Raw genomic sequence first — 13,677 nt, 5'->3', positions numbered from 1 at the left:
CACCGCCGACGGCACCGGCGGTGCTGCGGAAGCAGGACGTCTGCTGCCCGCGCTTGCCGTCGGGCCTGTTGCCCGCACGGCCAGGTCCTCACCCGGGGCACCCCACCGCGGAGGAGGGTTGCCGGCCAGCGAGCCGGGGCTTGACGCTGGCGCTCTTGACCTGCGGTGAGACTAGCGCGAGGAGGCGCCGTCGTACATCACCGTTTCTTATGATGAACCAAACAATCAGGGCAGCTGCGAGAGCGCGTGGATGAGCAGGCCGACCAGGCCACCGACCACAGTGCCGTTGATGCGGATGAACTGCAGGTCACGACCGACCTGCAGCTCGATGCGCCGTGCCGCCTCGTCGCCGTCCCAGCGTGCGACGGTCTGGGAGATCAGCGTCGAGATCTCACGCCCGTACGTCGTCACGACATAGCCCGCCACGTCGTGGAGGCGTCGGTCGACTGCGCCACGCAGCTGGTCGTCGGCCACCAGACGGCGCCCCGCGTCGGCCAGCAGCGCGCTCATCCGCGCACGCAGCGGACCGTCCTCGTCGGCCAGAGCCTCCACGAGGGTGTGCTGCACCGAGCCCCACACCGAGACCATGCCGTCGGCCACACCGGGGTGGGTGAGGAAGCGTTCCTTGAGTGCCTCGGCCCTCGCCTGCGTCTGCGGGTCGTGCTGCAGGTCGCGCGCGAGACCCGCGAGGAGATCGTCGAGGGCGTGCCGCGCCGGGTGCTCGGCGTTGTCGCGCACGTCGCCCAGCCAGCTCATGATCTCGGCGTAGAGGCGATCCGTCACCGTCTCGTCGAGCCACCGCGGTGACCACCAGGGCGCGCGGGCGCCGATGATCGAGGCGATGGTGGCCTTGTTGTCCCGGGCCCAGTCGTGGACCTGGCCGATGCCCAGGTCGACCAGGCCCTGGTGAGAGCGGTCCTGCAGCACACCGTCGAGCAGGTGTCCGGCGATCTCGCTGATGGGCTCCTGGGCCAGACGCGGGAGGAAGAACCCCTCGAGCAGCGTGCGCACCTCGGCGTCCTGGACCGACGAGACGGCCCGGCTCAGGGCCGGCGCCGCCTCTCGTACGACGGTCGCAGCATGCTCGGGGTCGGACACCCAGCGGCCGAGGCGCAGCGGGATCTGCGCCTGCGCGAGTCGCTCCTGGACGATGTCGGCGGTGAGGAAGTTCTCGGTGACGAAGTCCTCGAGGCTCTCGCCGAGCGCGTCCTTCTTCTTGGGAATGAGGGCGGTGTGCGGCACCGGCAGGCCGAGCGGATGGCGGAACAGCGCCGTCACGGCGAACCAGTCGGCGACCGCGCCCACCATCGCGGCCTCGGCCGCGGCGTTGACGTAGCCCCAACCTCCGTCGCGGCCGTGCGTCGCGATGAAGACGACAGCCGCGATGACGAGCAGTGAGGTCGCGACGAGTCGCATCTTGCGCAGGGCAGCACGACGCGACGCATCGGCCGGCCCCAGCTGGGGACCGGCCGATGTCGTCGGGCTGGTGGAGCTCGTCACTCAGACCCTGCGCTCATCCGTGCGGATCAGGAAGCCGCCCAGGCGAGCGCGGCCTTGCCGCCGCCCTCGTCCTTCCAGACCACGGCGTACTTCTTGTAGTCGGCGCCGGCGGGCACCGCGAAGGTCACCAGGCCGCTGGCGCTCGCGCCGTTCTTGAGCGACTCGATCTGGATCTGCTTGCTGCGCGGGGTGATCGTGCCGTAGTCGCGGTCACACACGTTGTCCTGGTCGTCGACCAGACCGAACTGCTGCGGCGACGGGATGTAGTAGTCACCCGTCTTGTGCTTGATGGTGACCGGGAAGGTGATGGCCACCATGCCGTCACCCGGGAAGTAGCTGTCGGTGCTCGAGCTGTCGATGGTCGGCTTGCTGACCGTGATGTCGACCGACACGTCCTTGTCGTAGCCGAGGCCGGTCGCGGTCTGGGTGCCGAGCGGCTTGACCGGCATGCCCGCGCGCAGGATCGCGGTGGAGCCGCTGCTGTCGCACACGACGCCGCTGGCAGCCGCGCTGGTCGACGGGGCAGGAGCCGGAGCCGGGGCCTGGGTGGTCGGGGCCGGAGCGGGCGCCTCGGTCGTCGGGGCGGGAGCCGGTGCCTCGGTGGTCGGGGCCTCGGTCGGTGCCGCGGCTGCCGACGAGGTGGCCGGCGCGGGCGGAGCCGCCGTGGGCGCCTCGTCCTGACATCCCGCAAGGGTCAGTGCTGCGAGCGCGGCCGGGATGACAGCAAGGCGCAGACGACGGTTGGCGTTCATGTTCTCCTCCAGTGATGTGTGGCAGCTCCCCGGCTGCCGCGGTCAGGCTAGCGGTACGACGGCGCGGCACCCCGGGCGGTTCCGGCCTTCGATCATTCAGTCAGGATGCTTTCCAGGCGAGGTCGGCGACACCCGGGTAGTTGTCGGTGAACAGCACCTGGTAGCCGCTGAGGTCGGCGCCTTGAGGGACCGCGAACACCAGCTTGGCCGAGACCGAGTCGCCCGCGTGCAGGCTGTCGACGTCGAGCTGCTGCGAGTCCGGCACCGCATAGTTGAGAGTGTCCCGCTTACAGGGACGCTGCTGGCCGTCGACGAGCGTGAACTTCAGCGACGACGTGATGAAGTAGCTGGCGCTGGTGTTCTTGAGCGTGACCGGGAACACCGCGGAGACCATGCCCTCGCCCGGGTAGTACGTGCTGCCGGTCGAGGTGCGGTCGATGGTCGGACGCCCGACGGTCATCTCGACGGACCCGCCGTTGTCGGTGAAGGTCTGCTTGGTCGCGATCGGCGTGGCCGCCGGTCCGGGCCGACCCTCGTAGGTGCTGGTGCTCGCGCACACTCCGGACGACGTGCCTGCCGCGGGCGGCGTGGCCGGTGCGGCCGCGGTCGGTGTCGGGGTTGCGGTGACCGTCACGGTCGCTGCCGGCTGCTCAGTGGGTGCCGAGGTCGGCGCAGCCGCCGGGTCCGAGGGCGCAGCGGTGGGAGTACCGGCGACGGGCGAGGTGGAGCTGGGCTGCGGCGGGAGCGCGGTGGGCGCCTCGTCCTGGCAACCGGCCAGGACGATGGCCGCGAGCGCGACGGGGACGACTGCCAGACGTGGGCGTACGGTCATGATGACTCCAGGTGCGAGGGGCAGTCGTGCTGCCGCTGATCGACGGACAGTATGACGCCGCCTCCCGCCGCGTCGTTCCGGTCGATCGCGGATTCAGCTGCGGACGACCCAGACCTCCGCACCGTCGGAGGGGCGGTCGGCCCGGACGAACTCACGGGCGCCCTCCGAGACGGCGATGCCCTGCTTGCCCGCTGACTCGGTGAGTGCGTCGACGACGCGGTTCCAGACCTGTGCCCCCTGCGGGAAGCCCATCTCCCACGACATCTCGTCGACGCCGATCACCGTGCGGTCAGGGCGCAGGTGCGCGCGCACGAGCGGACGTGACCCGTCGATCTCGACGACGAGCGCACCCTCCTCGGGTCGTACGGCCGTGACGCGGTCGTCGGCCCCGGCGACATGGGCGATCAGCTCGCCCGTGCGCTGCGGGTCGGCGCCGAGGGTGAGAGTGCGGCCCATCATCGCCAGGTGCTTGGTCGCGGGACCGGAGGTCATCGCCCGGCCGAAGCCGCCCTCGAGCGCGCGCTCACGCACCTGCTCGTGCGTGCGGCTGACCTTGCCCTTGACGAAGAACCAGACGATCGACAGCAGGACGATCGCGACCAGGATGAGGCCGAGGTTGCGGAACACGCTGCTCAGTATGCCGACCGGTCAGCGGGCGGGTGCGAGGGCACCGACCGCGACCGCGCGGACGAGCTCGGCGAGCGTGTCGAGCGAACCGGCGAGGCGCGCCGGCGGCACGCTCAGCCGCAGCGGCACGCTGATCAGACGCGTGCCGATGCTGCGCACCACCATCTCCGGTGCCGGCGGCTCGTCCGCCTGGGCGTAGACGAGCATGCCCGCGCCCAGCCCGAGGGCCGAGGCATAGGTCAGCAGCGGGAAGTAGTCGGTGCTCGGCCCGGACTCGGTCGACCCGAGGTGATAGACCACGTCGCCCACGAGCACCGCACGCGAGCCGCTGCGCAGCAGCATGTCGGGCGTGAACTGCAGCTGGTCGTGCACGTCGAGGCTGTGCTCGGGCTGCTCGTCGACCGCGATCTCGGGCCACAGCCGTTGGCTGAGCTCGACCGTGACCCACCGGCGGAACAGGTCGTCCATGTCGACGAGGAAGGTGTGGGCGCTCTGCTCGCCCTCCATGTGCCGGATCGCGACTCCGTCCAGCGCCATCCGCGACAGGTCCATCGCCGGGCCGTAGTGCTCGTTGAGCCGAGTGATCGGGATGCGGTCACGGTGCGTGCTCGCGTCGGTGTCGGCGACGCCGTCGAACCGCGCGAGCAGGCGCAGGCCGTCCCGGCGTACGACCGGCGGCAGCGAGGGCCAGGTGAGCACCTGGCGTACGGCGCAGCGCAGCAGCTGGTTCTCGGGGATGTTGGCCGTGAAGTCGTCGTAGCGGCAGGGCGGCTCGGCGATCTGCCACGGACGGGTCGCCAGCTTCTCGACGAGCAGCCGGCCACGGATGAGGTTGAGGTCTTCCTCGACCGTGACGTAGCCGTGCAGCAGACCACGGCGCGTCGCCTCGTCGATCGAGAGGAGCACGAACGCCGCGACGCCGTCGACGAGGTCGGCGTCGGAGGACCAGCCGATCTGGTCACTCCCCCAGCCCTCGCCCGGGATGCCGGCGGAGAACATCGTGAAGAGGTTCTCCATCGGCGCCGACGGCCGGATGCGCACGGTCAGGCCTGGGACGGAGATCGCCCCGACCCAGGACCCGGTCACCAGCACCACCCGGTCGGGGTCGGCCGTGGCGCGGATGTCGACCCGTCCCTGCGCGACTGACATCAAGGACTTACGGGCCGCCCGCGGCAGACGGACCGGCGGCGACTCGCTGTGCTCGGCGAGGTCCACGTCCATGGCGTCCACGAGCGGACCTCAGCGCTTGCGTGACGGCGGCAGCGCGCCGACCTCGGCCTGCGCACTCTCGGCATGCCGCTCGCGCACCGCCTGCCAGGTGAACGTCCGCAGCAGGTCCTCGCGACCGTAGAACTGGTCCTCGATGAACGGGTAGACGCTGTAGGTCCAGATGCGCTGCAGCGCCTCGTCATCCAGACCCTCGCTCATGAAGTGGCTGTGGCCGATCTGCAGGTGCGGGCCACGCAGTGCCTGGCGCAGCTCGGCGTTGACGCGGTCGACGACACCCGAGACCCAGACCGGCCCGCCGTGACGCGCGAGCCAGCGGCCGAGCAGGCCCTCCATCGGACCCTCGTGCGGCATGAACGGCACGAAGTGGAACCGGCGACGCAACGCCGCGTCGACCAGGGCGATCGAGCGGTCGGCGGTGTTCATGGTGCCGATGAAGTAGAGGTTGGGCGGCAGCTCGAAGCCCTCGTCGGGACGGTAGGAGGTCATGACGCTCTGCGAGCGGTACTCGAGCAGGAACAGCAGCTCACCGAACACCCGCGGCAGGTTGGCGCGGTTGATCTCGTCGATCAGCATGATGTGCGGCGTCGTCGGGTCGGCCTCGGCCGCCTCGACGAGCAGCGCCAACGGACCCTTGCGCAGCTCGTAGACCATCTGACCACCGGCGTCCAGGCGCGGCCGGAAGCCCTCGAAGAAGTCTTCGTACGAGGTCGACGGGTGGAACTGCACGACCGCACGCTTGGTGGAGTCGGGCTGCAGCGCAGCGGCGAGCCGCTGAGCGAGGTAGGTCTTACCGGTGCCGGGAGGGCCGTAGAAGATGATCTGCTTCTTGTCCTCGAGCAGACCGTGGACCCCACGCAGGAAGTCCTCGTCGACGAGGAGCTCTCCGGCCGCCTCGGCGATGAGGTCGCGCTCGGGGTCGGCGGCCGGCTCGCCCTTGCGCAGCAGCCACAGCGCGAACTGCGCCTGGCCCCACGGGTCGCCCGGCAGCAGCGGCTCGAGCCGAGCGCGCAGCCGGTCGTTGGCGATCAGGTGCTGCTTGGCGCGCGACTGGCCCTCGGCCTCGGGCAGCTCGACGCCGAGGACGCGGGCGAGCGCGATCTTGCCGTCGGCGCCGCCGAGGGAGTAGATCGGCAGGTAGCGGCCCGGCTGGGTGACGGCGAGGAGCTTCATGACCACGGCCTCGCTCAGGCCGGGGACCCCTCCCTCACCGAGGATCGCCTCGACGCGGTCACGGTCATCGGCGTCCTCGCCCCACAGCAGCTGCTTGAGGTGGACCGCGAGGTGGTCGAGCTCGGCGGCGTCCATCGCGGCCAGCCGGGCGTTGAAGACAGAGTTGGAGCCGGGGTGCCCGTAGGCGCGCCCGTTGAGCAGGCGGCGGAACGCGACCAGGTCGAACGCGTCGAGCGCCGCCGGCTCGAGCGCCGCAGCCAGGGCGCGTCGCTGCTCGGAGTGCCAGGTGTCGCGCTCGGACGGGTAGGGACGCTCGGCGACGAAGCGCTCGAGTTGGGCGAGCAGGTCGAGGTCGAGCGGCCCGGTCGGGGTGGGCTCCTTGCCGCTCATCACCTCGACCAGGGGCGCCAGGGCCTTGACGGTCTCGATGATGTCGTCGGCGAAGTCGGCACGGCCCAGCGCATCGGGGTGGGCCCACCAGCGACCGACGAAGATGTCGCCACCCGGGTAGGTGCGCTCGGCCGGGTGCACACGATCGGCCGACGTCACGGGCCGGATCGTCAGGAACGTCATGTCCTCGGGCAGGAAGCGCTCGACGCGACGGCCGATCTCCTCGTGCCGCTGCGCGCTGCCCTGGCCGTCCCACCCGGAGTGCAGGCCGACGGCGACCCCGGACCGGGTGATCCACATGCGGAAGCCGGGCGCGCTCGTACCACCCGGCAGTGCCCAGGTGGCGTGGGCGTCGACGCGGTACGGGGCGTCCTTGGAGATGCCGGTGCGGGCCTGCAGGTTGGTCTCGTGCAGCCGCAGTCCGGTCGCCTCGGCCAGCGGGCCGAGCAGCGAACGCACCGACAGCGTGGCCGCACCGCGCAGCTGCAGCGCCAGGCCGGCCGCGCGAGCCTCCTCACCCGGGCTCGGGTAGCCCGTGCCGGGGTGGAAGTCCATGAACAGCGACCCGGCCTCCTCGCAGATGGCGGGCAGGCCCGTACCGAGACCGAAGAAGGGCTGACGGGACGCGAGATAGCCGACCACCCACTCGACCCGGCGCGGGTCGTCGGGCTCGAGCGAGTGGCACAGCTCGGCGTAGGCGACGTAGCGCTCGGCGTGGGTCAGGTGGCGGCCCATCCAGCCCAACGTCTGGAAGGTGTCGGCGCCCTGGGGCCACAGGGCCGGCCAGGTCGAGCCGCCGTCGGTCGACCAGAACACCGACAGTACCGTCGGGATGCGCGAGGCGTCGGGACCGCCGGAGCCGATGAACTCCTGGACGGCCCGGATGCGGGTCGCCGCCTGCTCATCGTCCTCGGGCGTGAGGGTTACGTCGACCAGCAGGTCGGCGAGATCGCGCTCGCGGCCCGAGGTGTGCGCCATGAGCTGCCCGAGCCAGGTCGGTGCGGTCTGGCTGAGCGCGGAGTAAGGGCCCGGGCGCCGGGACCACACCGACGCCTGCTCGACGAACGCGTGGACGTCGCGCGACAGGGCGAGCTCCTTCAGCAGAGCCCGCGCCTCCTCGTCACGCTCGGCGCGGTGGTTCTCGCTCTGCTGCAGGAGGGTCTGCGCGGACGGGTCGGCCTTCACGGTCTCGCAGACCAGCTCGTACGTCGACCGCCACCGCTTGATGTCCAGCTGGCGCTGCGGGTTGGGGCGCGGCGCGTGGTGGGTGCTCTTGACCTGGAACCCGAGGTCGTGCAGATGGCCGGTGACAGCGCTCAGGTCGTGCGGCATCGACAACGGGGTGAGCGCACCGAACTCGGGCCGGGCAAAACCGTGCGCCGCCGCGGTCAGCGCGGGGACGTCGTACGGGCGTCCCTCATGGACGAGCAGGTGCTCATCGGTGGGGCTGAAACCGTAGGACTCCAAGAAGGCGCCTCGGCCCTGGGCGTCGAACTCGGTGATGGCTGCGAGCACGTCGTCTCGCGTGATGTCGGCCAGGGCCACAGCGTTGCACTCCGATGGAACTCAAAGAAAGGGGACGTTCGCCTAGGCTCACCAGCGTAGGCGATGTGACTGGCGAGTATGACGGAGTGTGGGAAGTGGACGGACAGGCTTCTCGTGGTGGCTACTTCAACGGGGCGTTCCCTCCCGACACGGTGACGTTCGCGGGTGCGATCGCGCTGAAGGTGGCGACCGGCGTCGACACTCGAGACGCCCTCGTGAGCGGCTTCGTGGAGATCGGCCAGGACATGGGTGCCTACTTCCCCGAGCCCGACATGTCGGCCGCCGAGGTCGAGCACCTGGTCGACCTGATCATCAGGGACCACAACGCGCAGGTGACCGCCGCGTCACCGCAGGCGATCGCCCTGCTCGACGCGTTCCACGCCATGACCGTCGCGGGCATCGTCTACTCCTTCGCCGAGGCCGGCGACACCCAGACAGCGCTCGAGGACATCAGCGACTCGGCACGGGAGCTGGTCGAGCACGGCGTCGCTGTGCGCGGCTACTGCTTCGCGCACGCCGTCGACACCGACGAGATGATCATGAACGGCCAGCTCGCCATCGGCTACGGCATCTTCGCCGAGGCCGGCAGCACGCCGGACGAGATCGGACGCGATGTCGCGGCGATCCTGCGCGAGCACGGGCTGCCGGTACGACCGCACCTGTCCTCCGACCAGCGCATCGTGGTCGGACCGATCGTCTACGAGCTGCCGTACCAGGGCATGGAGCTCGCCGAGTCCGGCGACTAGGCGCTGCACGGCAGCGGGTCGGGCAGCCGTACGACGTCCGAGCGCGTCACGACGTAGGTGCCGAGCAGTCGTACGGGTCCGCTGCTGGTCAGGTCGATGACCGCCTGGTGCCACCTGCGGTCGGCATCGGTGACCGCGCTGTAGCCCGGACGGACCACCGCCATCACGAGCGACGAAGCGCGCGCTGCCTCGAACACACCCGTCAGTCGCGCGAGCATGCTGTCGGCCTCTGCGCTGCGGTCGTCGTCACCGAGGCTGAGTGCGAGCGGCTCGAGCAGCAGGCCGTCACGGTCGCACAGGAGCAGCGTGATGCTGCCTCGTTCACGGTCCGCGTCGGTCAGGAGGTCGTCGAGAAGCGCGGTCGCGCGGTCGGGTCGGGCCAGCGACTCCGCGGCCCAGCGCTCAGGGCGCTCGTGAGTGGTCATGACGGCACAGCGTGCTCGAATTCGCGGGACCGCCCCATCCGCTGTCCACAGGGTCTAGCCTCTACATCTGTAGTAGACGTGAGGAGAGTCACATGGCCCCGAACTGGCCGCACATCGACCTGCCACACCCACCCGGACGCCGACCGGTCATCGGCGACCTGCTCGCCGTACGCCCGCCGAAGCCGTTCCAGAACCTCATGGCCGCCGCGGACGACCTCGGACCGGTCTTCGAGATCCGCCTCGGGCGCCAGAAGATGGTGTTCGTCCAGGACACCGAGCTGGCGCGCGAGCTGTGCGACGAGAAGCGCTTCGAGAAGAAGCTGCCGCCCGGGCTGGCGGCGCTGCGCGAGACCGCCGGCGACGGGCTCTTCACCGCCTACTCCGACGAGCCGAGCTGGAGCCTGGCGCACGACCTGCTCAAGCCGGCGTTCACCCGCTCTGCGATGCAGAGCTACCACGGCGTCATGAACGACGTGTGCTCCGAGCTGATCTCGTTGTGGGACAACGCTTCCGGGCCGGTCGACGTCTCCCCCGCCCTCACCAAGATGACGCTCGAGACCATCGGGCGGACGTCGTTCAGCACGTCCTTCGACTCGTTCACGACCGACGAGCAGCACCCGTTCGTGACGGCGATGGTCGAGTCCCTGCGTCGTGGTCAGCGCCGCGGCGCGCTCTCAGCGGTGCCCGGTGGCCGGCTGCTCCTGCGGCGGGGTGCCAAGGAGTTCGACAAGCACCGCTCGTTCGTCGACGGGATGCTGGACGACATCATCGGGGCACGCATCGCCAGCGGCGACACCTCGACCCACGACCTGCTCGGGCTCATGCTCCACTCGGCGCACGAGGAGTCCGGCGACAAGCTCGACCCGCTCAACATCCGCTACCAGATCAACACGTTCCTGGTCGCCGGCCACGAAACCACCTCTGGCGCCTTGTCTTTCGCGCTCCACTACATGACGCGAGACCCCTCGGTGGTTGCCAAGGCACAGGCCGAGACCGACGCCGTCCTGGGCGCGGACCCTGACGCCGAGCCGGCGTTCGAGCAGGTCGCCAAGTTCCGCTACCTGCGCCGCTGCCTCGACGAGGCGCTGCGGCTGTGGCCGACCGCACCGGCGTTCACCCGTGGCCCGAGGACGTCGACCGTCGTCGGTGGCCGCTACCCGATGGGCCCCGACGACTGGGCCACGGTGCTCATCCCCAAGATCCATCGCGACCCGGCGGTCTGGGGCGAGCAGGCCGAGTCGTACGACCCCGACCACTTCCTCCCGGCCAACGTCCGTGCGCGGCCGGCACACACGTACTTCCCGTTCGGCGTCGGCGAACGCGCTTGCATCGGAAGGCAGTTCACCCTTCATGAGGCCGTGCTGGTGCTCGCTCGCCTGTTCCACCGCTACGACATGAAGGCCGACCCGGCGTACGAGCTCGCGATCGCCGAACGCCTCACCTTGATGCCGGTGGGCCTGGAGCTCTCGCTGACGCGGCGCACGCCCAGCCCTGAGGCGATCCTCGACCGCTCGCCTGACAGCGCCGCCGCCGAGGGCGACGCCTGCCCGGTCGATCACGTGGCCGAGGCGATGTGCCCGGTGACGCACACCCGCGGGTGAGCAGACCGCACCACCGATGTACGACGACCGGCCGGCTCGGACACGAGCCGGCCGGTCGCGCACCCCGTGGCGTCAGACCACGCTGATGGTGCCGAGCGTGGCGTCCTGGTCGGGGTTGAGCGTGCATCCCACATGGGCCACGAACCCGCTGTCCGTGGTGAGGTCGGCGGTGAAGTCGCCCACGCTCACCGTGATCGTGCCCGGCGTGGAGGCCGCGGTCTCGGCAGCACCGGTGCCGCTCGCGGTGGTCGTGACGACACCCGTGTCCGGTACGGCCACCTGGGGCACCGTCAACGACGCAGTGCGCGCTCCCGGGCTGGTAACGGCGCCGGCCAGCGAGTAGCCGGCTGCGCTCGTACCCTCGAGCGTCTTGACGTTGAGCGCTCGCAGCTGATCGGCGGCATCGGCTCCGGTCGTGACCTTCGCCGTGACGGCCGGCCCGGGCACGCTCGCCCCGGCAGCGACCTCGGTGGGCAGATCGGCGCTCACCTCAGCGGTCCAGGGATCGTTGAACACGGTGCCGAGGTCAGTGAGCTTGCAGGAGTACTGCAGCGTCACCGGCCCTGCCGAGACGCTCGGCCCGGACGAGCTCGCCTGGGCCGTCGCCGGGCCGGACAGGCCCAGCGCGGCGACGCAGGCCGTGGCTGCCGCAAGGCCTCCGAGACGACGCGTCGTCGTGGTCTTCGTACGCTGACTGAATGCTCCGTGCTGCTGCATGGTGCTCTCCTTGATCAGCGGGTTCGCCTGGCACCGAACGGAACTCGGCGACCGACTTACCCTCACGTAGGTAACGCGACCGACGCTAAGGAGTGTGTGATCCAGGTCTCAAGAGGCTTCGGCAGAAATGGGCGCACCTGCACCAACCAGTCCTACCGTGAACCTGATCCATGCCAGGTCAAGACCGGAGGCTGACGCCCCGACCAGACGATCTGTGCCACCGGCCGGCCTCAAGGAGGCCGAAGCCGGGTCAGCGGGAACCCGGTCGCGCTCAGCCGATGACGCTCAGTCGCACCGTCTCGGGCATGGCCTGCAGCTCGGTGAGCACCGCCTCGGACAGCCCCTGGGCGACGTCGGTGACGACGTAGCCGGTCTGACCGTGGGTGGCCAGCATCTGTCCGTCGATGTTGACGTCGTGCGCGGCGAGCACGCTGTTGACCTTCGCGAGGACACCAGGGGTGTTGGTGTGGAAGTGCATCAGGCGGCAGCCGCCGGCGCGCTGCTCGAGGTTGAGCGAGGGCAGGTTGACGTTGAGCGTCGTGCTGCCGTGCTGGACGAAGTCGCGCAGCTTGGAGGCGACGAAGCGGCCGATGTCCTCCTGCGCCTCCTCGGTGGAGCCGCCGATGTGAGGTGTCAGCACCACGTTGGGCACACCCTGCAGCGGGGACGTGAACGCGTCACCGCGCTTCTTGGGCTCGACCGGGAACACATCGACAGCGGCACCCGCGATATGACCGGACTCGAGGTTGTCGCGCAGCGCGTCGTAGTCGACCACGAAGCCGCGCGAGAGGTTGAGGAACAGCGACCGCGGACGCATCCGGGCGAACTGCTCGGCCCCGAAGAACCCCGCGTTGCCGTCGCGGCCGTCGACGTGCAGCGTGACGACCTCGGCGACCTCGAGCAGCTCGTTGAGGCTCGCGCACCGGCGGGCGTTGCCGAGCGCCAGCTTGTCGTCGGTGTCGTAGAAGTAGACCTGCAGCCCGAGCATCTCGGCCACGACAGACAGCTGCGAGCCGATGTTGCCGTAGCCGACGATGCCGAGGCGCCGGCCGCGGATCTCGTGGCTGCCCTTGGCGTTCTTGTCCCAGACGCCGTCGTGCAGGGCGCGGTCCTTCTCGGTGAGGCGGCGCGCCATCACGATGATCTCGGCGATCGCGAGCTCGACCACCGAGCGCGTGTTGGAGAACGGTGCGTTGAAGACGACGATGCCGCGCTCGGCCGCGTCGGAGAGCGCGATCTGGTTGGTGCCGATGCAGAACGCGCCGATCGCCTTCAGCGAGGGGGCGTTGTCGAGCACGCGAGACGTGATCTCGGTCTTGGACCGGATTCCGACGACGTCGACCCCGTCGAGGGCAGCGATCAGCTCGTCCTCGTCGAGCGCGCCGCCGGCCGTCTTGACGTCGATACCGGCGTCGGTCAGGAGCGACTCTGCGAGCGGGTGGACGTTCTCGAGCAGCAAGGCCTTCACGAGGGCATTTTCGCAAGGACGTGTGTGCGCGCGTCGACCTGTCCGCTCTGCGGTCTCCAACGCCCCTCAGCCGAGGTCACGACAGGGCGAGGAGAGCGTCCAGCGCGCGCTCGCAGTGGAGTACGACCTCGGCCGAGCTCTCACGCTCGTCAGGCCCGCGGGCGCTCCACTGGAGCGCACGGTCCTCGACGTACGCGACCCAGCCGTGCAGGACCGGCGACCGGTCGTCGGGGAGGTCGAGCAGGTCGGCGATGCGGCGGGCGAGCGCCATCCGCAGGCCGAGCGCGAGGTCGTCGTCACCGCGCACCGGTCCTCGACCGTGGACGAGGGCGAGGTAGGAGTCGCGCCGACGGTCGATCTGGGCGACGTAGCGCTCCAACAGCTGTCGTACGCCGGCCGCGCCGCGCACGCCGTCGTCCGGCGCGATCGTACGCAGCACCCGCCGCCCGGCAGCCGCCACGACCGCCGCGTAGAAGTCGTTCTTCGTCGGGAAGTAGTGGAACAGCAGACCCCGCGAGATGCCCGCCTCGGCCGCGACCTCGTCGATCGGCAGGTCCTGGATCGGGCGCTCGACAAGTCGGCGCAGACCGATGCCGACCAGCTGGCGGCGGCGCTCGTCGGGGCTGAGCCGCGCTCGAGAACGCGGCGGCGAGGTCTCGGACACGTTATTGAGC

12 protein-coding genes and 1 riboswitch are annotated in these 13,677 nt (G+C 70.3%); of the genes, 2 read left to right on the top strand and 10 right to left on the bottom strand.

Annotation, left to right across the window (positions count from 1 at the left end; translation table 11 throughout):
• Positions 1–44: 44 nt before the first annotated feature.
• A riboswitch (SAM riboswitch) is annotated at positions 45–161 on the bottom strand.
• Between the two features lie 64 nt (positions 162–225).
• The 6 genes from VV01_RS06405 to VV01_RS23795 form a co-directional block, all read right to left on the bottom strand.
• Entirely contained in the window at positions 226–1,500 is a 1,275-nt protein-coding gene (locus VV01_RS06405) for a DUF445 domain-containing protein (protein ID WP_331456418.1), read from the bottom strand.
• 26 nt (positions 1,501–1,526) lie between these two features.
• Positions 1,527–2,252: a hypothetical protein gene (locus VV01_RS23235; protein ID WP_157508765.1), complete on the bottom strand. Its 726-nt coding sequence runs from the start codon at positions 2,250–2,252 to the stop codon at positions 1,527–1,529.
• Positions 2,253–2,352: 100 nt separating this feature from the next.
• A complete protein-coding gene (locus VV01_RS06390) occupies positions 2,353–3,084 on the bottom strand; it encodes a DUF4352 domain-containing protein (protein ID WP_050669161.1) in 732 nt (243 codons plus the stop codon).
• Positions 3,085–3,177: 93 nt separating this feature from the next.
• The gene (locus VV01_RS06385) at positions 3,178–3,711 is read right to left on the bottom strand and encodes a hypothetical protein (protein WP_050669160.1); all 534 of its coding nucleotides are present in this window, start codon (positions 3,709–3,711) and stop codon (positions 3,178–3,180) included.
• 21 nt (positions 3,712–3,732) lie between these two features.
• Complete coding sequence (locus VV01_RS06380; RefSeq protein ID WP_071606521.1) at positions 3,733–4,932, bottom strand: McrC family protein; 1,200 nt, start codon at positions 4,930–4,932, stop codon at positions 3,733–3,735.
• Between the two features lie 18 nt (positions 4,933–4,950).
• Positions 4,951–8,046, bottom strand: a complete 3,096-nt coding sequence (locus VV01_RS23795; protein ID WP_050669158.1) for an AAA family ATPase — start codon at positions 8,044–8,046, stop codon at positions 4,951–4,953.
• 95 nt (positions 8,047–8,141) lie between these two features.
• Here VV01_RS23795 and VV01_RS06370 point away from each other — a divergent pair, with 95 nt between their 5' ends.
• A complete protein-coding gene (locus VV01_RS06370) occupies positions 8,142–8,792 on the top strand; it encodes a DUF6891 domain-containing protein (protein ID WP_050669157.1) in 651 nt (216 codons plus the stop codon).
• On the opposite strand, the gene VV01_RS06365 is transcribed toward VV01_RS06370, so the two are convergent.
• Positions 8,789–9,217 (bottom strand): hypothetical protein, encoded by a 429-nt coding sequence (locus VV01_RS06365; protein WP_050669156.1) that lies wholly within the window; start codon positions 9,215–9,217, stop codon positions 8,789–8,791. The two genes, VV01_RS06370 and VV01_RS06365, sit on opposite strands and share 4 nt — an antisense overlap.
• Before the next feature lie 92 nt (positions 9,218–9,309).
• Between VV01_RS06365 and VV01_RS06360 the strand changes: the two genes are divergently transcribed.
• Complete coding sequence (locus VV01_RS06360; protein WP_071606310.1) at positions 9,310–10,818, top strand: cytochrome P450; 1,509 nt, start codon at positions 9,310–9,312, stop codon at positions 10,816–10,818.
• A gap of 72 nt (positions 10,819–10,890) precedes the next feature.
• Here the strand turns inward: VV01_RS06360 and VV01_RS06355 are convergent, their stop codons facing one another.
• The 3 genes from VV01_RS06355 to VV01_RS06345 all read right to left on the bottom strand — a co-directional run bounded on the left by VV01_RS06355 (position 10,891) and on the right by VV01_RS06345 (position 13,667).
• Positions 10,891–11,535, bottom strand: coding sequence for a DUF6801 domain-containing protein (locus VV01_RS06355; protein ID WP_050669155.1), 645 nt, complete (start codon positions 11,533–11,535; stop codon positions 10,891–10,893).
• A 271-nt stretch (positions 11,536–11,806) separates the two neighbouring features.
• Positions 11,807–13,003 (bottom strand): phosphoglycerate dehydrogenase, encoded by a 1,197-nt coding sequence (serA, locus tag VV01_RS06350; protein WP_050669154.1) that lies wholly within the window; start codon positions 13,001–13,003, stop codon positions 11,807–11,809.
• Positions 13,004–13,079: 76 nt separating this feature from the next.
• Positions 13,080–13,667: a TetR/AcrR family transcriptional regulator gene (locus tag VV01_RS06345; protein ID WP_197275004.1), complete on the bottom strand. Its 588-nt coding sequence runs from the start codon at positions 13,665–13,667 to the stop codon at positions 13,080–13,082.
• Positions 13,668–13,677: the final 10 nt, after the last annotated feature.

Source organism: Luteipulveratus halotolerans (assembly GCF_001247745.1).
Taxonomy (GTDB): Bacteria; Actinomycetota; Actinomycetes; order Actinomycetales; family Dermatophilaceae; genus Luteipulveratus; species Luteipulveratus halotolerans.
This window is presented reverse-complemented; position numbering and strand designations above follow the sequence as displayed.

Bases quoted from the DNA above. Each gene is read 5' to 3' on its own strand.
- VV01_RS23235 (WP_157508765.1), bottom strand. From the start codon at position 2,252: ATGAACGCCAACCGTCGTCTGCGCCTTGCTGTCATCCCGGCCGCGCTC.
- VV01_RS06390 (WP_050669161.1), bottom strand. From the start codon at position 3,084: ATGACCGTACGCCCACGTCTGGCAGTCGTCCCCGTCGCGCTCGCGGCC.
- VV01_RS06380 (WP_071606521.1), bottom strand. From the start codon at position 4,932: ATGGACGTGGACCTCGCCGAGCACAGCGAGTCGCCGCCGGTCCGTCTG.
- VV01_RS06365 (WP_050669156.1), bottom strand. From the start codon at position 9,217: ATGACCACTCACGAGCGCCCTGAGCGCTGGGCCGCGGAGTCGCTGGCC.
- VV01_RS06360 (WP_071606310.1), top strand. From the start codon at position 9,310: ATGGCCCCGAACTGGCCGCACATCGACCTGCCACACCCACCCGGACGC.
- VV01_RS06355 (WP_050669155.1), bottom strand. From the start codon at position 11,535: ATGCAGCAGCACGGAGCATTCAGTCAGCGTACGAAGACCACGACGACG.